Source organism: Umezawaea tangerina, assembly GCF_003002815.1.
GTDB lineage: Bacteria > Actinomycetota > Actinomycetes > Mycobacteriales > Pseudonocardiaceae > Umezawaea > Umezawaea tangerina.
Map to the genome: position 1 here is coordinate 778301 of NZ_PVTF01000002.1, position 18565 is coordinate 796865.

At 74.0% G+C, this 18565-nt stretch carries 17 protein-coding genes; 5 read left to right on the forward strand and 12 right to left on the reverse strand.

The window, feature by feature from the left end; genetic code table 11:
• Nucleotides 1-49 precede the first annotated feature (49 nt).
• From CLV43_RS09520 to CLV43_RS09530, 3 genes are all read left to right on the forward strand, one after another.
• Nucleotides 50-781: an HAD family hydrolase gene (locus tag CLV43_RS09520; protein WP_106186665.1), complete on the forward strand. Its 732-nt coding sequence runs from the start codon at nucleotides 50-52 to the stop codon at nucleotides 779-781.
• Nucleotides 778-3117 carry a glycoside hydrolase family 65 protein gene (locus CLV43_RS09525; RefSeq protein WP_106186666.1) on the forward strand — a complete coding sequence of 780 codons (2340 nt, stop codon included), beginning with the start codon at nucleotides 778-780 and terminating at the stop codon, nucleotides 3115-3117. The genes CLV43_RS09520 and CLV43_RS09525 overlap by 4 nt, the downstream gene beginning before the upstream one ends.
• 76 nt (nucleotides 3118-3193) lie before the next feature.
• Nucleotides 3194-3640, forward strand: coding sequence for a hypothetical protein (locus tag CLV43_RS09530; RefSeq protein ID WP_146174709.1), 447 nt, complete (start codon nucleotides 3194-3196; stop codon nucleotides 3638-3640).
• Nucleotides 3641-3759: 119 nt separating this feature from the next.
• Here the strand turns inward: CLV43_RS09530 and CLV43_RS09535 are convergent, their stop codons facing one another.
• The 3 genes from CLV43_RS09535 to CLV43_RS09545 form a co-directional block, all read right to left on the reverse strand.
• Nucleotides 3760-6819 (reverse strand): AfsR/SARP family transcriptional regulator, encoded by a 3060-nt coding sequence (locus tag CLV43_RS09535; RefSeq protein ID WP_106186668.1) that lies wholly within the window; start codon nucleotides 6817-6819, stop codon nucleotides 3760-3762.
• 45 nt (nucleotides 6820-6864) lie between these two features.
• Complete coding sequence (locus CLV43_RS09540) at nucleotides 6865-7089, reverse strand: RGCVC family protein (protein ID WP_106186669.1); 225 nt, start codon at nucleotides 7087-7089, stop codon at nucleotides 6865-6867.
• 317 nt (nucleotides 7090-7406) lie between these two features.
• Nucleotides 7407-8105: an NADPH-dependent F420 reductase gene (locus tag CLV43_RS09545; RefSeq protein WP_106186670.1), complete on the reverse strand. Its 699-nt coding sequence runs from the start codon at nucleotides 8103-8105 to the stop codon at nucleotides 7407-7409.
• 137 nt (nucleotides 8106-8242) lie between these two features.
• Between CLV43_RS09545 and CLV43_RS09550 the strand changes: the two genes are divergently transcribed.
• A complete protein-coding gene (locus CLV43_RS09550) occupies nucleotides 8243-8848 on the forward strand; it encodes a TetR/AcrR family transcriptional regulator (RefSeq protein ID WP_106186671.1) in 606 nt (201 codons plus the stop codon).
• Here CLV43_RS09550 and CLV43_RS09555 read toward each other — a convergent pair.
• A complete protein-coding gene (locus CLV43_RS09555; protein ID WP_106186672.1) occupies nucleotides 8842-9300 on the reverse strand; it encodes a TIGR03618 family F420-dependent PPOX class oxidoreductase in 459 nt (152 codons plus the stop codon). The genes CLV43_RS09550 and CLV43_RS09555 overlap by 7 nt on opposite strands.
• A 175-nt stretch (nucleotides 9301-9475) precedes the next feature.
• Complete coding sequence (locus CLV43_RS09560; protein WP_106186673.1) at nucleotides 9476-10312, reverse strand: helix-turn-helix domain-containing protein; 837 nt, start codon at nucleotides 10310-10312, stop codon at nucleotides 9476-9478.
• A 151-nt stretch (nucleotides 10313-10463) separates the two neighbouring features.
• Between CLV43_RS09560 and CLV43_RS09565 the strand changes: the two genes are divergently transcribed.
• The gene (locus CLV43_RS09565; protein ID WP_106186674.1) at nucleotides 10464-11306 is read left to right on the forward strand and encodes an NAD(P)H-binding protein; all 843 of its coding nucleotides are present in this window, start codon (nucleotides 10464-10466) and stop codon (nucleotides 11304-11306) included.
• A 4-nt stretch (nucleotides 11307-11310) separates the two neighbouring features.
• On the opposite strand, the gene CLV43_RS09570 is transcribed toward CLV43_RS09565, so the two are convergent.
• The 7 genes from CLV43_RS09570 to CLV43_RS09600 all read right to left on the reverse strand — a co-directional run bounded on the left by CLV43_RS09570 (nucleotide 11311) and on the right by CLV43_RS09600 (nucleotide 18326).
• Entirely contained in the window at nucleotides 11311-11886 is a 576-nt protein-coding gene (locus tag CLV43_RS09570) for a hypothetical protein (RefSeq protein WP_106186675.1), read from the reverse strand.
• A gap of 60 nt (nucleotides 11887-11946) precedes the next feature.
• Complete coding sequence (locus CLV43_RS09575) at nucleotides 11947-12609, reverse strand: DUF2306 domain-containing protein (RefSeq protein WP_106186676.1); 663 nt, start codon at nucleotides 12607-12609, stop codon at nucleotides 11947-11949.
• A gap of 141 nt (nucleotides 12610-12750) precedes the next feature.
• Nucleotides 12751-13410 (reverse strand): response regulator, encoded by a 660-nt coding sequence (locus tag CLV43_RS09580; protein ID WP_106186677.1) that lies wholly within the window; start codon nucleotides 13408-13410, stop codon nucleotides 12751-12753.
• Nucleotides 13407-14549: a sensor histidine kinase gene (locus CLV43_RS09585; RefSeq protein ID WP_106186678.1), complete on the reverse strand. Its 1143-nt coding sequence runs from the start codon at nucleotides 14547-14549 to the stop codon at nucleotides 13407-13409. Before CLV43_RS09585 ends, CLV43_RS09580 begins: the two co-directional genes overlap by 4 nt.
• A gap of 73 nt (nucleotides 14550-14622) precedes the next feature.
• Nucleotides 14623-15102, reverse strand: coding sequence for a flavin reductase family protein (locus tag CLV43_RS09590; RefSeq protein WP_106186679.1), 480 nt, complete (start codon nucleotides 15100-15102; stop codon nucleotides 14623-14625).
• A complete protein-coding gene (locus tag CLV43_RS09595; protein ID WP_106186680.1) occupies nucleotides 15099-17153 on the reverse strand; it encodes a tetratricopeptide repeat protein in 2055 nt (684 codons plus the stop codon). Before CLV43_RS09595 ends, CLV43_RS09590 begins: the two co-directional genes overlap by 4 nt.
• An 18-nt stretch (nucleotides 17154-17171) precedes the next feature.
• Nucleotides 17172-18326: a hypothetical protein gene (locus CLV43_RS09600; RefSeq protein WP_106186681.1), complete on the reverse strand. Its 1155-nt coding sequence runs from the start codon at nucleotides 18324-18326 to the stop codon at nucleotides 17172-17174.
• Nucleotides 18327-18565 lie beyond the last annotated feature (239 nt).

The following is an 18565-nucleotide window of genomic DNA, read 5'->3' on the forward strand; positions in this document are numbered from 1 at the left end:
TGATCTCCCCGAGCCGCGGTCGGGGTCCGCTCCGGGCATGATGGGGTGAATGCGCGAGACGGTAGGACTGCCGGTCGGGATCACGGCGTGCCTGTTCGACCTGGACGGCGTGCTCACCAACACCGCCGAACTGCACCGCAAGGCCTGGAAGGCGACGTTCGACGAGTTCCTGAGGGCCCGTGACGGCGCGGACTTCCGGCCGTTCACCGAGGACGACTACCTCCGGTACGTCGACGGCAGGCTCCGGGTCGACGGGGTGCGCGGGTTCCTCGACTCCAGGGGCATCTCGCTCCCGGAGGACGGGTCGGACGGCGACTCCCCCACGGCGGTGGCGACCCGCAAGAACGACCTGCTGGAGAAGATCATCACCGAGCAGGGCGTGACCCCGTACCCCGGTTCCCTGCGCTACCTGGAGGCCGCGGAACGGGCCGGGCTGGCCATCGGGGTCGTCACGTCCTCGGCCAACGGCGAGCGCGTGCTCGCCGCGGCGGACCTGAGCCGGTTCGTCCGGGTGCGGGTCGACGGCGTGGTGATCGAACGAGACGGGCTGCGCGGCAAGCCCGCCCCCGACGCGTTCCTGGCCGGTGCCCGAGGGCTCGGCGTCGAGCCCGCACAGGCCGCCGTGTTCGAGGACGCCCTGTCCGGTGTCGAGGCCGGCCGCGCGGGCGGGTTCGGCCACGTGGTCGGCGTCGACCGGACCGGTCAGGCGGCCGCGCTGCACGACCACGGTGCCGACGTCGTCGTCGCCGACCTCGCCGAGCTGCTGGAGCCGAAGCCGTGACCTACGAGATCCACCCGTGGCAGCTGGCCTGGCAGGGCCTGGACGTGGCGGAGCTGGTCCGCACCGAGTCCACGTTCGCGCTGTCCAACGGCCACATCGGGATGCGCGGCACCCTGGAGGAGGGCGAGCCGCGCGGGCTGCCGGGCACCTACCTCAACGGGTTCTACGAGGAGCACCAGCTGCCCTACGGGGAAGCCGGTTACGGCTACCCCGAGGCGGGCCAGACCGTCGTGAACGTCACCGACGGCAAGGTGATCCGGCTGCTGGTCGAGGACGAGCCGCTGGACATGCGCTACGGGCGGGCGCTGGAGCACCACCGGGTGCTGGACTTCCGGACCGGCACGCTGCGCAGGCGGACCCGCTGGGAGTCGCCGACCGGCAGGCGGGTGGTGGTGAGCACCGAGCGGCTGGTGTCGTTCACCCGGCGCTCGGTGGCCGCGATCCGCTACGAGGTCGAGCCCGACGACGGCCTCCAGCTGGTCGTGCAGTCCGACCTGCTGGCCAACGAGCCGATCGACCAGCGCTCCGACGACCCGCGGGTGGCCGCGGCCCTGTCGTCACCGCTGGTCGGCGACTTCGCCACCGCCGAGGGCACCCGCGCCGTGCTGGCGCACCACACCCGTCGCTCGGGGCTGCGGATGGCGGCGGCGATGGACCACGACCTGGAGGTCTCCGACGGCCACCGGACGAGCATCCGCGCCGAGGCCGACCTCGCCCGCTTCACCGCCGCGGTCGACGTCCCGAAGGGCGGGCGGCTGCGGCTGACCAAGTACCTCGGGTACGGGTGGTCGGCGCAGCGCTCGGTGCCCGCGCTGCGCGCCCAGGTCGAGGCGGCGCTGACCGGTGCGCGGCAGACCGGGTGGGACGGGCTCCTGGCCGAGCAGCGCCGGTTCCTCGACGACTTCTGGGAGGTCGCGGATGTCGACGTCGAGGGCGACGACGAGCTCCAGCAGGCGATCCGGTTCGCGCTGTTCCACGTCCTGCAGGCCGGGGCGCGCGGCGAGACCCGCGCGATCCCGAGCAAGGGGCTGACCGGGCCCGGTTACGACGGGCACGCGTTCTGGGACACCGAGACGTTCGTGCTGCCGGTGCTGACCTACACCGTGCCGGACGCGACCCGCGACGCCCTGCGGTGGCGGCACTCCACTTTGGACAAGGCCCGCGACCGGGCCGAGGTGCTCGGCCAGCGCGGCGCGGCGTTCCCGTGGCGGTCGATCAACGGCGCGGAGTGCTCGGCGTACTGGCCCGCGGGCACGGCGGCGTTCCACGTCTCCGGCGACGTGGCGCACGCGACGTCGCAGTACGTCGCGGCGACCGGCGACACCGAGTTCGAGCGGGAGTGCGGGACCGAGCTGCTGGTGGAGACGGCGCGGCTGTGGGCGTCGCTGGGCCACCACGACCGCGACGGCGGGTTCCGCGTCGACGGGGTGACCGGGCCGGACGAGTACACCGCGGTGGTGGACAACAACGTCTACACCAACCTGATCGCGCAGCAGAACCTGCGCGACGCCGCGGACGCGGCCGACCGGCACGCCGACGTGGCGCGGGCTCTCGGGGTCACCGAGGAGGAGGCCTCGGGGTGGCGGGCCGCGGCCGAGCGGATGGTGATCCCGTTCGACGCCGACCTGGGCGTGCACCAGCAGTCGGAGAACTTCACCCGGCACGCGGAGTGGGACTTCGACGCGACGCCGGAGGAGAACTACCCGCTGCTGCTGCACTACCCGTACTTCGACCTGTACCGCAAGCAGGTCGTGAAGCAGGCGGACCTGGTGCTGGCGATGCACCTGCGCGGGGACGCGTTCACCGCCGAGGAGAAGGTGCGCAACTTCGCCTACTACGAGGAGCGGACCGTCCGCGACTCGTCGTTGTCGGCGGGGACGCAGGCGGTGCTGGCCGCCGAGGTGGGGCACCTCGACCTGGCCTACGACTACCTGGCCGAGGCCGCGTTCACCGACCTGCACGACCTGCACGACAACGTGCGCAACGGCCTGCACATCGCCTCGCTCGCCGGGTCGTGGACGGCGATCGTGGCCGGGCTGGGCGGGATGCGCGACCACCGCGGCGCGCTGTCGTTCGCCCCGAGGACTCCCCCGGCGCTGCGGCGGTACGCGTTCCGGATGTGCTTCCGCGGCACCAGGCTGTCCGTCGTGGTCGAGCCGGACCAGGCGACCTACCGGGTCATCTCCGGCGCCGCCCTGCGCGCGGCGCACCACGGCACGGACTTCACCGTCGAGCCCGGCACCCCCGTGGTGCTGCCGATCCCGCACCTCGATCCCCGGACCGCTCCCGTGCAGCCGAAGGGGAGGCAGCCCAAGCGCGGCTGGCGGCCGGGCTAGCACCTGGTTAACGCGCGGTGCGGACGCTGGTGCCGCGGCAGCCAAGGGGGCGCCGCACATCGGTGGAGGAGTCCTCATGCGATTGACCACTCGGTCGGCGGTGCTCGCCGGCACGATCCTGCTCAGCCTCGGCGGGTCGGTGGCGACCGGCGCCGCCGACCCGGCCGCGGTACCCACCTGCGCGGGCCTGCCCGCGACCATCGTCGTGGCCGCGCCCGGCATGGTCACCTTCGGCGACCCCGGCGGTGTCCCCGCGGACGACGTGATCGTCGGGACTCCGGGCGAGGACGACATCCGGGGCCTCGCCGGCGACGACGTGATCTGCGGGCTGGACGGCGACGACCGCCTCGGCGGCGGCGACGGCGACGACCACGTCTTCGGCCAGGGCGGTGACGACGACATGGCCGGCGGCGACGGTCTGGACGTCCTCACGGGCGGCCCGCACGTGGAGGGCGACCGCGGCAACGGCGGGCCGGGGTTCGACGCCTGCCCCACGACGGAGATCAGGATCAGCTGCCCCTGAGCCCTCTGGCAGCCGTCCCCGCGCCGAGGTGTCACCGGCGCGGGGACGACGCCTGTCGGAGCAGCAGACCGGTCGCCGGATCTGGGCGGGTGCCGAGACACCCCTTGAGCACCGCGATGTCACCGACGCGGCGACAACGCTTGTCGGAGCAGCAGACCGGTCGCCGGATCAGGACGCACACCGAGCTGCCGGAACGCGGCCACGACGTGGTCGCGGACCGCCGCGAGCCTCACCGGGTCACGTCCCTTGAGCGCCGCGGCGAGCGCCAAGCGGTGGCCGCGGGCGTCGTAGGGCTCCACCGCCAAGGCGCGCGCCGCCAACCGGCCGGCCTCTCCCGCGTCACCCGCCACGAGCCGGAGTTCGCCGAGGTCGAGCAGGTGGCGCACGTGCCGCGCGCGGATCCGGTCGACCTCGATGGCCACGTCCGGGTCGGGTAGGGGCCGCAGGTCGGGTAGCGGGTCGCCGCGCCACAGCGCCACCGCCGCCGCCAGCAGATCCCGCGCCCGGTCGAGGTCCCCATCGGCGCGGGCGCGGGCGGCCTGGGCGTCGAGCAGGTCGAACGTCCACAGGTCGACCGAGAGCCGGTCGGACCCCACGAGCCGGAGCGCGTCGCCGTCGGCGCGCAGGTGGAAGTTCGCCTCCCCGCCGGAGCGGCCGGGTTCGAGCAGGTGGCGGAGGTGGGTGAGGGTGACCCGCAGGTTCCGGGCGGCGGCCGCCGGGGCGAGCTCCGGCCAGAGCAGGTCCATCGCCCGTTCGCGGGTCAGCACGGGGTGCAGGACCAGCGCGCTCAGCAGCTGCCGCACCCGCACCCGGCGCAGTTGGGGCGCGTCGACCACGACGCCGTCCACCCTCACCCGCAGCGCGCCCACGACGTCGACCCCGGTCCGGTGCTCGGGTGGCGTGGGCAGGAGGGCGAGCAGCCGGACCGCGCCGGTGGCGAGCGCGCTGTCGGTGGAGCGGCAGGCGGTGCGGAACTCCCGGTGCGCGGCGGGCCCGACGGCGTCCGCCAGCCACCGGCCCAATCGGGGACCGGCGTGGTCGTGCGCGGCGGTGAGCCGGGCGGCCAGCTCGACCGACCACGGCAGCGGCAGGAAGCACAGCGCGTGCTCCGGTGGCAGCCGCGCGGCCGGGGCCAGGTCGTCCGCGCGCGCCCGCAGCAGGGCGCGGGCGGCGTCCCTGGCCTTGCGGTGCGACGGCCCCAGCTCGGCCTCGTCCCAGCACGCCCGCAGCCGGTCGTCCAGGACGTGGCCCAGGGACAGGAACCGGCGCAGGTGCCGTTCGTTGAACCGGTCCCCGACCGGCCACCGGTCGAGGTGCCGGGCGTAGGCCTTGGCCGCGGTGGACTCGTCGCCGTCCGCGACGGCGACCGCCGCGCGCGCCGCGCAGGCGAGGGCGGCGTCCCTGGGGTTGTCGTGGTCGTCCTGGTCCCCGCACGGCCGCCGCGCGTCCCCGCAGCAGCAGGCGACCACCGCCAGGAACGCGGCCGTGACGAACGCGTCGCGCGCCGTCCCGGCGGTCCGAGGCGCCGCGCCGCGCAGCAGGGCCAGCCCGGACGGGTCGCCGTCGAACCAGCGCGCCAGCGGGGCGGCGAGCCGGACCAGCTCGTCGTCGGAGTCGGCCCCGACCCGGTCGGCCAGCTCGGCGGCCTCCCGGCCGAACCCGCACATGTCGAGGCAGTGGTGGTGGAACCGCGCCGTCGCCAGCGCCACGGCCGACGGCACCTCCCGCACCGGGGCCTGGACGATCTCGGCCAGCGCGGCCTCCGGGTCGCCACCCACTTCGGCGAGCGTCGCGGCCAGGCTGTGCCGCAGCAGCCGGACCAGTGCCGTCGGCGCGCCGGGCAGGTCGTCCGCCCGACGGGCCAGCTCGGCCAGCCGGCCGACGTCCGCCCGCGAGTGCGCGGTGATCACGGCCTGGCCCAGGACGACCGCCGCGATGGTGTCCCGGTCGGTCAGGCCGTGCCAGGCCAGGTCCAGCACGGCGTCGATGCCGGGGTCGGCGAAGTCGGTGGCGTGCGCGGCGGCGGCGCGCAGCAGCAGGAACGCGGGGTCGGACACCAGCGCGGGCGGGACGGCGGCCAGCCAGCGCTCGGCGAGCGCGCGGGGCAGCGCGGACAGCGTCGTGTTCACCAGCTCCACGGCCAGCTCGGCGAGCAGCGACCAGTCCTGGGCCCGGCACGCCACCGCGCCCGCGCGGGCCAGGTCACCGCGGTCCGCCAGCACCGCCGCGGCCCGGCGGTGCAGGTGCGGCGTCCTGGCCGCGGTGCCGGTCAGCGCCTCGGTCCACAGGTCGTGGACGCGGTACCTGCCGTCGTCGAGCGCCGTGACGAGCGGGACGCGCCGGGCCAGCCCGGCCAGGTCCACCGGCAGGCCCGCCACCGCGGCGACCTCGGCGGCGTCCGCGCAGCCGAGCGCGGACAGGGCGGCCAGTGCCGTGCGCTGCCCGGCGGGCAGCACCTCCAGCACCTCCTCGCGGGCGTACCGCCACGACGCCGCCGGGCCGACCGCGAACGCCAGCCGCACGAGCGCGGGCCAGCCCGTGACCGCACCGGCCCGCGCCGGTTCGCGGCCGAGCCTGCGCCCGAGCACGCCGACCTCGACGTCGGTGAACAGCAGGTCGTCGGCGCCGATCCGGACCACCTCGCCCGCCGCCTCCCGGCGGGCCAGTGGGAGGTCGGGCAGGTCCAGTCCGGACAGCACCAGGTGCGCGGTCGCGGGCAGCGCCCTGACCACGGCGCCGAGCAGGCGCGCCCCCGGTGACCCGGCCGGGATCTCGTGCACGTCGTCGAGCACCAGGCACACGTCGACCGGGGCGAGCCGGACCAGTGCGCCGACCACGTCCCGCGCCCCCGGCGCCGCCCGAACGCGGTCCTCGGTGGACAGGGCGGCGAGCAGGGTCCTGGCCAGCAGCACGGGATCCTCGTGCGCCGCGGCGCAGTCGACCCACACGTCGACCCCGCGGGGCTCCAGCAGGTTCGCCCGGACCGCCTGCGCCAACGCCGTCGTCTTCCCGAACCCCGGCCCGGCCACGACGACCGTCACCGGCCGGTCCCACCGACCCGCGAGGCTCCGAACCAGCCTCGGCCGCGGCACCTCGACGTCGAGCGGGCGCGGGAGGACGACCGGGCGGACCGGGAGCACGCCCGTCCGGTGGTCCGGGTGCGCCTCGGTCGGGTCCACGTCAGGTAGGAGGTGCGGTGGACCCGCCTGATACCGCGCGGCGGGTCAGCCGCTGATCGGTCCCCTGGTCGAGTTGCTGTAGGTCATGCCCGCGGAGACGCCGGAGCACAGGCACTTCCGGAGGTCGCCGCTGACCCCCATGGCGGTGCAGAACCGCTTGGCGATCTTGTCGTGCCCCTCCCACGGGTGCGGGCACACCCGGCAGGTCTCCTCGGCGGCACCGGTGGTGTCCGGTTCGGGTGAGCTCGGCTGCACGTCGGCCATCGACATCTGCCCGGTCCTCTGCTTCGTTGATCCTCTGGCGGGTCCGACGGCGGTACCGGTGCGGAAGGGCGGCCCCACCCGGCGGGTGCGTCGACTCGGTCGGTGACGCCGGGGTCCGGGGCGAAGGGCCAACGCTACTCCGAAGCGGAGGTGTTCGCGGGGTTCGGGGGCAGCGGACCCCGTGCCACCTCGTCAGCGAGGTTCACACCGATAGGCGTGGACGGGGTCGCCGTGCCGCACGTGCACGAGGTGCCGCAGAGGCCGCCGAGGTGCTGTCGCAGCCCTGAGGTGCCGGGGTGGGCGGCCACCCCGGCACGGACGGGTCAGCCCGTCGGGCGTTCGGCCTTGGCGAGCGCCGCGGTCACGGCCGCGCTGTCGGTCGGCTGGGCCTCGGGCAGGCCGAGCTCGTCGGTCGCGGTGCCGGGGGCGAAGTAGATCGTGCAGTAGGCGGGCAGGTCCCGCTCGTACCGCCACCCCTCCGCGAGCGGACCGGCGTCCACGGTGTCGTAGCCGAGGTCGTCGAACAGGGCGGTGACCGTCTTCTTGGCCTCCGCGTCGTCACCGGCGATGGCCAGCGCGCTGCGGTCCGCGGAGCCCGCCGGCCGGGCCAGCGACCCGAGGTGGCGGTAGTAGATGTTGTTGAACGCCTTCACGACCGACGCACCCGCCAGGTGCGCCTGGAGCAGGCCGCTGGTGGTCGCCGATCCGTCCTCCAGCTCCGGGATCACGCCGTCGCGGTGCGGGTAGTAGTTGTTGGTGTCGATCACGACCTTGCCCGCCAACGGCTCCACCGGGACGTCCCGGTAGGCCTTCAGCGGCACCGTGACCACCACGACGTCACCGGCGGCGGCAGCCTCGGCGGGCGTACCCGCGCGAGCCGACGGGCCGAGTTCCGCGACGAGGTCGGCGAGCGTGTGCGGGCCGCGGGAGTTGCTCACGACCACCTCGTGCCCCGCCGCCACCGCGAGCCGGGCCACGGTGGAGCCGATCTTGCCCGCACCGATGAGTCCCACTGTCGACATCGCTTCTCCTCCTTGGAGCACGACCAGAGATTCTGGCCTGTGTGGTCCAGTCTGCGCGGAAATTCTGGCCTGTCAAGTCCAGAATCTGCCATCCCGTTCTGGCCCACGCGATCCAGAAGCGGTGGTAGTCTCGCGCCATGTCAGGGGAACGCGAACTGACCGCGAAGGGCTTGGCCACCCGCGAGCGCATCGTCGAGTACGCCGCGGCCGTGACGCGCGAGCGGGGTGCGGCGAACACGCGCATGGAGTGCGTCCGCGTCGCCGCGAACGTCAGCAACAGCCAGCTGTTCCACTACTTCCCGCAGGGCAAGGCGGAGATGATGATCGCCGTCGCGCGCTACGAGTCGCGCACGATCCTGGCCGACCAGGACGCGCGGCTGCGCACGACGAGGACCTGGCGGGCGTGGGACGAGTGGGCCGAGGCACTGCTCGGGCACTACGACGAGAACGGGTCGCGCTGCGGCCTGGCCGCGCTGCTGGGCCAGCTCGACCAGGACGCGCCGGAGATCCGGGAGGTGCTGGCCGGGCTCCTGGAGTCCTGGGAGCAGGCGATCGCCGCCGGGATCCGGTCGATGCAGTCGGCGCGCAAGATCAGCCCCGACCTCGACGCGGACACCACGGCGGGCACGATCGTCACCGGCATCCTCGGCGGCATCGTGCAGATGACCGTGACCGGCAGCACGAACCGGCTACGGGCGACGGTCCGCGCCTCGATCGCGACGCTGAAGGCCGCCCGTCAGTAGGTGCCGCCGAGCTTGCGGTGGTCCCAGCTGGCCGTGCCCGTCGGGGTGAACCGCAGCCCGACCCGCTTCGCGGCCTGGGCGCGCACGAACCCCTCCAGCTCGGGGCTCCGCTCGCCGCCGTAGCGGGTCGACACCGCGAGACCGATCCGCACGACCTCGTCCGGGTCGGTGACCAGCTCGACGTCGCACTCCAGCGACACGCCGCGCAGCTGGTCGTAGGTCTCCCCCGCCTCGACCTGGAGCGTGGCCAGCGGGCTGCGGCGCAGGTTGACGACCTTCTGCGACCGCCCGTAGGTCCACCCCTCGACCACGTCGCCGTCCCGCACGAACCACAGCGGCACGAGGTGCACCCGGCCGTCCGGGTTGACGGTGGCGACGGTGACCACGCGCTCCTCGTCGAGGAACGCGCGCACCTCGTCCTGGCTCATCCTGATCTGGTCACGACGGGACACGCCGAAGACCCTAGGGCGTGTGTCGAAGTCTCGTTCGATGGGAGTCGCGCCTGAGGTGGTTCCTGGCGGTGCGGCCGACTGGCCCGCATACCGCTGTTGTATGCGGGCCAGTCGGCCGTGCCCCCAGGAACCACCTCAGGCCCGGCTACCGCGAACACGGACTTCGACACACGCCCTAGTACGCGTCGGGGGCGGTCATGTCCTGCAGCCCCACGACGTTGAGGACGGCGAGCTTGTCGGCGTCCGGGGTGTTCGGCGCCGCGGTGAGCACCACGAGCCGCAGCTCGGCGTCGTGCACGGTCAGCACGTCGCAGTCCAGGACGAGGTCGCCGACCACGGCGTTGGCGACCGACTTCCGCTTCCCGCCGTGCCGGGACACCGCGGGCTGGTCCCAGAGCTCGGCGAAGCGGTCGCTGGTCGCGCGCAGCGCGCCGATCATCGCGACCAGCTCCGCGTCGCCGGGGTAGCGCAGCACGGCGTCGCCGAGGTCCGCCACCAGCGAGCGCTCGTGCAGCTCCGGGTCCTCCTGGCGGACCGGGCTCCCGGCGCCGGTGAAGTGCTGCCAGACGAGGTTGCGGGCACGCCCCTTCGGCGCGTCCGGGTCACCGAACAGCGCCGCCCACGACCGGTTGGCCGCCAGCATCGTCCACGTCACGTCGTAGACGGCCAGCGGGACGTCGGCCAGCCGGTCGGCGAGGCGCTGGACGCTCGGCGTGATGTGCCGGGGCACCTGGCCGCCGGGCGCGGAGGCGTGGCCCGCGAGGCGGGCCATCAGGTCGTGCTCCTCGGTGGTGACGCGCAGCGCGCGGGCCAGCGCCCGGACGACGTCCCCGCTCGGGTGCGCCCGGTCCTGCTCCAGCCGCTTGACGTAGTCCGGCGAGACGCCCGCCAACCAGGCGAGCTCCTCGCGGCGCAGGCCGGGGGTCCGCCGCTCACCTCGTCCGGCGGGCAGCCCGACGTCCGCGGGCCGCACCCGTTGCCGCCACGCCCGCAGGACCGCGCCCAGGCTCATCTGCGTCACCCGTCCGACTATGCCCGCTCGCCCGAGGGGCTGCCTGGCCCGATCCGGGCCAGGCGGGTGGGACGGACCGGGCCAGTCCGGCGGGCCGCGGCGGTGCGACGGTGGAACCACTTCCCCACGACCACGAAGGATGTGATCACCGGTGTTCCTCGTCATCGGCGCCACCGGCAACGTCGGCGGCAAGCTCGTCCGCCTCCTCGCCGACCAGGGCCACGCCGTGCGCGCCCTGGTCCGCGCCCCCGCCAGGGCCCGCTTCCCCGAGGGCGTGGAGGTCGCCGTCGGGGATCTCGACGACCCGGTGGGCATCACCGCGGCCGCCAAGGGCGTCGAGGCCGTGTTCCACATGCAGGCCGACCCCGCACCGGAGCAGACCGGGACGTTCATCGACGCCATGGGCGACGCCGGGGTCGACCGGGTCGTGGCGATGACCTCGATCGGCGCCGTGCTGGAACCGCTCGTGCGGATGGGCTCGTTCTTCCGCGCCAAGGAGGACCTGCTGCGCGCGTCCGGTCTGGACGTGACCTTCCTGCGCCCCAACACCCTCATGTCCAACGCGCTCTGGTGGCGGGACTCGGTCAGGGAGACCGGCACGGTGAGCGACCCGTGCGCTGACGGCCGGATGCCGTGCGTCGACACCGACGACATCGCCGCCGTGGCCGCGGTCGCGCTGACCGAGCCGGGCCACGCGGGCCGCGGCTACATCCTGACCGGTCCCGAAGCGCTGACCAGCCGTGAGCAGGTCGACGTCCTCGCCGACGTGCTCGGCAGGCCGATCCGGTTCGTCGACACCACCCCGCGCGAGCACGCCGACGCCGCCGTGGCCGCCGGCACGCCCGCCGCGATGGGGCCGGTGCTCGAGGACCTGTACTCCCTGTTCCGCACGAGCCGAGCGGGCGTGCTCACCGACGACGTCCGCAACGTCACCGGCCGGGCACCGGGCACGTTCCGCGCCTGGTGCGAACGCAACGCCGCCGCGTTCCGGTAGCCGGTCAGGACGCGGGTGGGAGCGCCGCGGGGGCCGTGCCGAACCCCACGGCGGCCTGGACGTCCTCGCGGCAGGCGTCCAGGAACCGGTCCCCCGTGGTGCCCAGCCGCGACGTGACCTCCTTGGTCCGGACGCCCAGGTCGTCGGAGCCCGCCGCGGCGTCGCGCAGCAGGGCGTTCCCACCGTCGCGGGCGGCCCGCCAGATCTCCAGCGCCGTGGTCCGCGGCCCCTCGGCGCCGAAGAGCGACACCTGGTTGTACGCCTTGCGCAGCGCGGTCCGCAGCTCGCGCCAGCGGGCGTCCGCGGTCGCCTGCCCGGCACCGCCCGACCCGAGCAGCTCCGGCACCTCGGCCCGCAGGAACTGCAGGACCTCCTCACCGGCCAGCGACAGCCCCGCGTAGGCCTTCACGCGCTCGTCGCGCAGCCACTTCGAGTGGTCCGCCGCGACCTTCAGCGCCTCCAGCCGGTGGGCGTCACGGGCCTTGCGGCGGTCCAGGTAGGCGTTGGTCGCCAGCGTCAGGGCGACGCCGCACAGCGTCGCCCCCACGGTGATCAGCTGGGTGACCGCCGCAGGTTCCATCGTGCTCCTCGTCCGCTCCACGGCCATCATGATCGGGGTCGAGGCGGCGTGCGGGAACCCTCAGGCGGTCACGGGTTCGGTGGACCGACGGGCGACGAGGACGGGTCGCCTGCGGATGAACCACTCGGCCACCGCGAGGTTGACCACCCAGCCCGCGAGCATCAGCAGGGCCCGCTGGAACACCGTGGGGTCACCGAAGACCGCCATCCACGACAGGTGCGTGAACGCCTGCGAGCCAGCCCCCTGCCCGATGGCGTAGGCGCGCATCATCCAGGCGCGGTGCGCGCGGAAGTCGCGCCGCCGCGCCGTGCGGAAGCCCAGCACGAGCGCCGCGACCATGCCCGTGCCGAACACGAGCCGGAACACCTTCACGAGGTCGCCGTCGAAGGCGGGCAGCGGGTAGAACAGCGCCATCCACAGCCCGGACAGCGCCGCGACGAGCCCGGCCGGGACCAGCACGCGTCCGGCGACCCGGTGCCACCGCGGGTGCTCGCGCCGCAACGCCGGGGCGAACTGGAAGGCGCCGAGCACGCAGTAAGCGCTGGCGCCGATGATGTGCAGCACCACGGGCAGCGGCGTGGCGAAGAACCGCGCGTTGTCGGGTGTGACGGCGGCACCGCCCGCCAGCTGGGACACGCGGAAAGCACCTGCCCCGACCGGGATCGCGGTCAGGAGGATCAGGCCGGTGGGGACGAGCCACCCCGGTCTGCCGGTGGAGGTCATGGCGAGGCCCTTCGGTCACGACGACTGGAGAGCTCCGATCATGGCCGCGGAGGTGGTGCCCGCTCATCGGTCGCGGGGCCGGAGCCGAGCCGTACCGACGGCCGAGGGCGGCGTAGTACTTCCGGCGCGGCGCCGGTGCCCTCAGCGCCGCCGGACGCGGTTCGTCTCGTAGGCCCACATGGCGATCTCGACCCGGTTGCGGGCGCCGAGCTTCGCCATGAGGCTGGCGACGTGGGTCTTGACGGTGCTCAGCGTGATGAACAGCTCGTCGGCGATCTCGCTGTTCGTCCGTCCACTCGCGACGGTCACGAGGACCTGCTCCTCCCGGTCCGTCAGGGGTTCCACCGGCTGCGCGGGCGGAGCGGCCGGGCCGCCGGTGGCGAACGCCGTGAGCAGCCGGGCGGTGACGCTCGGCGCGATGAGCGCGTCGCCCTCGGCCGCGGCGTGCACCGCCTGGGACAGCAGCGCGGGACCGGCGTCCTTGAGCAGGAAGCCCCGAGCACCCGCCCGGAGCGCCGCGTAGACGTACTCGTCGAGGTCGAACGTGGTGATCACGACGACGGCCAGCGGGTCGGCCGCGGTGGGCCCGGCCAGCCGCCGGGTGGCCTCGATGCCGTCCAGGACGGGCATGCGGATGTCGAGCAGGCACACGTCGGGACGCAGCCGCTCGGCCAGCTCCACGGCCCGCAGCCCGTCCCCCGCCGCGCCGACCACCTCGATCCCCGGCTGCGCGTCCAGGATCATGGTGAGCCCGGTGCGGACGATCTCCTGGTCGTCGGCGACGACCACGCGGACGCTCACCCCGCCGCCCCGGCCCTGGGCAGCACCGCGGTCACGGTCCAGCCGCGGTCGGGGTCCGGGCCCGCCTCGCAGGTGCCGCCGAGCAGGCCCGCGCGCTCGATCATGCCGATCAGCCCGTAGCCCGGCTCCCCGGTCGGCCGGGTGGTGGTCGCGTCGCCGTCGTCGCTCACCCGCAGCCGCACCGACGTGTCGTCGGCCGCGACCCTGACCACGATCCGGGTCGCGTGCCGGGCGTGCCGCCGCGCGTTGGTGACCGACTCCTGGGCGAGCCGGTAGATCGCCGTGCCGACCGTAGGCGGGAGGTCGTCGACGTCGCCGTCGATCCCCACGTCGACCGACGGCCCGGAGCGCGACCCGCCGGTCGCGAGCCGTTCGAGGTCGGACACGCGCGGGGTCGGCGCCAGCTCGGCCTCCTGGTCCTGCCGCAGGACGTGCACGAGGGTGCGCATCTCGACCAGCGCCCGCGACGCCTCGGCCTCGATCAGCCTCAGCGCGTCGACCGCGGCGTCCGGGTTCGCGGGCGCGGTCGCGAGGCCCGCCTGCGCCCGGATCGCGATCGCCGAGACGTGGTGGGCGACCGTGTCGTGCAGGTCCCGCGCCAGCCGCCCGCGTTCGAGCAGCTTCACCCGGTCCAGCTCCCGCACCCGCGCCCCCGCCCGGTACCGCAGCGCCGCCCCGAACGTGACCGCCGAGAACGTCACCACGAAACCCGCGCCCGCGTCGCCCGCGTCCACCTGCCCGAACACCACCGACAGCGACACCTTCGCGACCACGACCGCCAGCCCCAGCACCACCTCGCGCCCGGAACCCCAGCGCGCCACCGAGAACACCAGCAGCAGCACGAAGGCCAACGAGTACGACTCCGCCGCCCGTCCCCCGGTCAGCAGCGGCGACAGCCCCGTCACGACGAACGCGACCACCAGCGCGAGCAGCGGCCTGCTGCGCCGCACCAACAACAACGGCACCAGCACCAGCGCCACACCGGTCGCGACCACCGGCCACCGCAGGTCCGGCCGCCACAGCCCCTCGACCACCACCAGCGCCGCCAGCACCCCCACCAGCACCCGGTCCCGCCACCCCACCGGCGGCACCAGGGCAGGACGGGGCTCGTCCCACAGCGAGCGCAGCAGACCTGTCACCCGCTGATGGTACGAGTTCCGCCCCCACCCCGGATCAGCCTGGAGTACCAGACCCGCCCTGGTCGGACGGCCCCTACCGCCACCCGCCGCGGAAGAACACCAGCGGCTCCCCCGCCCTCTCCCGCGAGCACCACCGCGGCCTGCCCAGCACCAGCACGTGGTCTCCCCCGACCACGCACCACTCCACCTCGCACACCACCGCGGCCAGCACGTCCTCGATCACCGGCACCCCCAGTTCCCGCCGGTGCGGCGTGCCGGCGAAGCGGTCCCCCGTCCCCACGGCGAACCGCTTCGCCAGCTCCCCCTGCCGGTCGTCCAGCACGTTCACCCCGAACACCTTCGACGCCGTGATCGCGGCCAGCGTGCGGCTGCCGCGCGCCAGCGACACGAGCAGCAGCGGCGGGTCGAGGGAGACGGAGGTGAAGGCGTTCACGGTGCAGCCGACGGGAGCCGCACCCTGGGTGCTGGTGACGACGGCGACGCCGGTGGCCCAGTCGCGCATGAACGAGCGGAACGCGGTGCCGGTGATCCGGTCGAGCTCAGCGGAGGTCATCGGGCGTCCACGAGCTCGTCGCGGCACAGGGACCGCTGGCGGAGCAGCTCGTCGCGGTCGGCACCGGGGAGCACCAGCGCGCGGGTGTAGTCGTCGACGGCGGCGGCCAGGTGGCCCGCGGCCTGGTGCACGAACCCCCTGTTGTACAGCAGGTCGGGGTTGTCGGGGTCGACCTCGACGGCGGTGGTGAGGTCGCGGATCGCCGCGTCGTGGGCACCGTCGTCGTGGGCGAGCCCGGCGCGGTCGGCCAGCGCGGCCACGAGGTGGGGATCGAGCTCCAGCGCACGGTCGAACTCCTTCCGGGCCAGGTCCCGGTCGTCGGTCTCGAGGGCGAGCAGGCCGTTGGCGTGCACGAGCCGCGCGTCGGCGGGGTGCAGGCGCAGGCCCTCGGCGAGGTGGACGGCGGCGGTGTCGAGGTCGCCGGTGTCCAGCAGCAGGCTCACCAGGTTGAGCCGGGCGTCGACCTGGTCGGGCTCCAGGTCGACCACGTAGGCCAGCTCGGCGATCGCGCCCTCCAGGTCGCCCACCTCGACCAGGACGTCGGCCCGGTTGTAGTGCAGCTCGTAGAACGGCGCGGTGAGGGTGGTCGCGGTCGCGTAGTCGAGCAGCGCGCCCTCGGGGTCGCCGAGCTTGCGCCGGACGTCGGCCCGGTCGAAGTAGTAGTCCGGGTAGTTGGGGTCCAGCCCGATCACGGTGTCGAGGTCGGCCAGCGCCTCCTCGTAGCGGCCCAGCGCGCCGAGGACCTTGGAGCGGTTGTTCACCAGCACCGAGCGGTGCAGCTTGTGCTTGCCGGGGTCCAGCTCGCGGTCGAGGCGGGCCAGGCCGTCGGTCACCAGCTTCAACGCTCCCGGCAGGTTGTCCAGGTGCGTCTCGACGAGCGCCAGCCCGTTCTTCTGGAACACGGTCTGGAAGATCCGCTGCTCGGGGTCGGGCAGCACCGAGGCGATGGCCACGGCGTTGTTGAGCAGGATCTTGGCCTGGTGGTGGTCCTTGTGCTCCGGCGGGTGGTGGCGGGTGTAGAGCATCGCCATCGCGTAGGAGCAGAACATGTGCACCATCGGGAGGGTGTAGCGGCCGCGCAGCTCGTCGTAGAGCGGCAGGCTCTCCAGGCTGCGGTTCAACGACGCCAGCCCGGTGGTCATCTTCGTCGTCAGCAGCCAGTAGCGCTCCTGCTGCTCCTCCGGGTCGGTGATCGCCCGGCCGCGCGGCACGTACTCCAGCAGCGAGTGGTAGAAGCCCATGTCGAAGCAGTGGTTGGCCGCGTCCAGCATCGCGTCGCCGCCCACGCCGGTCGGGTCGCCACCGTGTTCGAGGTGGTGCAGCAGCGCGCCGAGCCGCAGGCTCCAGTCGCCGTCGGCCAGCTCGGCCGCCCGCGCGTCGTGCAGTGCCGCCACGACAACGGGATCGGCCTCGGCGTAGGCCGCCAGCTCGTGCGGGTCGTTGGAGGTGCAGTCGCCCGCGACGAAGGCGCGCACCAGCTCCTCGGCCGGTCGCACGGGCCCGTCGGCGGGCGGGTTCACCACGTCCTCCCGGTCCGCGTGGGCGCGCAGGGCCTCGGCCAGCTCCTCGACGACGGCGTCGGTCCGGGTGCCGACGACGAACCGGACCCGGCCCGACCGGGCGCGGCGCACCGCGATGGCGAGGAACTCCTGGTCGGTGTGGTCGGCCTCGTCGACGTTGGTGAACGACAGCACCAGGTGCCGGTCGGCCAGTGCCGCGTAGGACTCCAGGAGCTCGACCACGCCGTGCGCCAGCCGCCGGGTGCGGTTGGCCGGGTAGATGCGGGTCCGCTCGCTGGGGATCGCCACCGACGTCAGCGTCTCCGGCGCGGCGCCGATCGCCTCGGTCAGCTCCGGGGCGGCGGACAGGATCTCGATCGAGTGCGAGCGCACCAGGTCCGGCCACCGCGACTGGACGTCGGGCACCAGCTCGCGCAGCAGCGTCCCCATCCCGGTGTACGGGCCGCGCAGCCGCCGGTGGGAGTCGACGCGGAAGTCGGCACCGTCGTCGTGCGCGGATCGTGGGTCGACCCGCCACAGGTGTTCGCTCATGTCATTCCTCTCGGGTGGTCAGGTCGACGTGCGGTCGGTCCGACGGTCGGTGACGAGGGTCAGGAGGACGAGCTGGACCACGATCAGCAGCACGGCGACCGCGGAGTCCCAGAACCCGGCGCCGCCCGCCGTGCCACCCGACAGGGCGGTCCACAGCCGGGCGCCGAACTCCAGCACCACCGGCACGATCGCGAGCAGCACCGTCACCAGCAGGAAGACGACACCGGCCACGGAGGTCAGCGCGAACCAGGGCGCCAGCTGCCGGTCGCGCGGGGCGAACGCGCTGTCGTCCACTGTGGACTTCCGCACGAAGGGCAGCCGGTGGAACCGGTTGCGCAGGTAGGCCGAGGCCGCCTCGTGCAGGTTCGTGCAGCCCGCCATCGTGGTCAGCACGTAGTACAGGTCGGTGCGCAGGAACAGGTAGGACTGCCAGACCAGCCGCAGCAGCACCAGGTAGGCGATGGCGAGCGCGAGCCGCCCGCCCCACGCCGAGTCGTCGACCGCGGCCACGAGGGTCAGCGCGCTGAACAACAGCACGTCGGCCACCACCCCGGCGAGGAACGGCAGGTAGCGCTTGGACTTCGGGACGCTCAGCAGGCCGTTGAGCTCGGTCTCGAAGACGATGAAGTACAGCCTCCTGCTCACGTTCAGCTTCGACGGCACACCGAGCCGCCTGCCCGCGAGCACGTGGAACCACTCGTGGAACAGCACGGCGGGCACCTGCGTGAACGTCAGCACCACCTGCACCGCGACCAGCGACGGCGTGAAGAACACGCTGGACCCGTGCGGGCGCAGCTCCGGCCGGGCGACCATGACGAGCACCGCCGCGGTCACCAGCGCCGCGTACCCGAGCCAGGCGGGCGGTGAGAACGCCGCCCGCCCCAACGCCCGGTACCGCACCGGCGCGACCTCGACGACCTCACCGTCCTCGCGCAGGAACTCCAGCTCCCGCAACGCCTCCACGAAGTCGGCCATGTCGATGGGCTCGCCGAACTCCGCCTCGTACCAGGCGGCCGCCTCGGCGACCGGCATCCCGTCGAACAGCCTGCGCAGCAGCGCCGCGCCGTCCTCGGGCAGCACGGCGTAGGACTCGACGTCGAACCGGCCGACGGTGACCCCGTCCCGGTCCTGGACGAACGTCAGGGGGTGGAACTCGAGGTGGCTCGCCGACATCGCGCATCTCCGTGACAGGTCGTACCGGTGCAGGCCGCCCCCGGTTCTGGGGCTCGGGGGCGGCCGCTCACCGGATCAGCAACAGGGGGAGCAGTAGCCCGCCGCGGACGACGTGAGCTTGATCGAACCGGTCTTGCGGATGGCGATCTTCTTCATGTTCTTCACCTCCTGATCGGCCGGCGGGATGGGTCGAGCAGCCGGCGACGGCGACGACGCTGCCGGCCACCGGACCCCGTGCC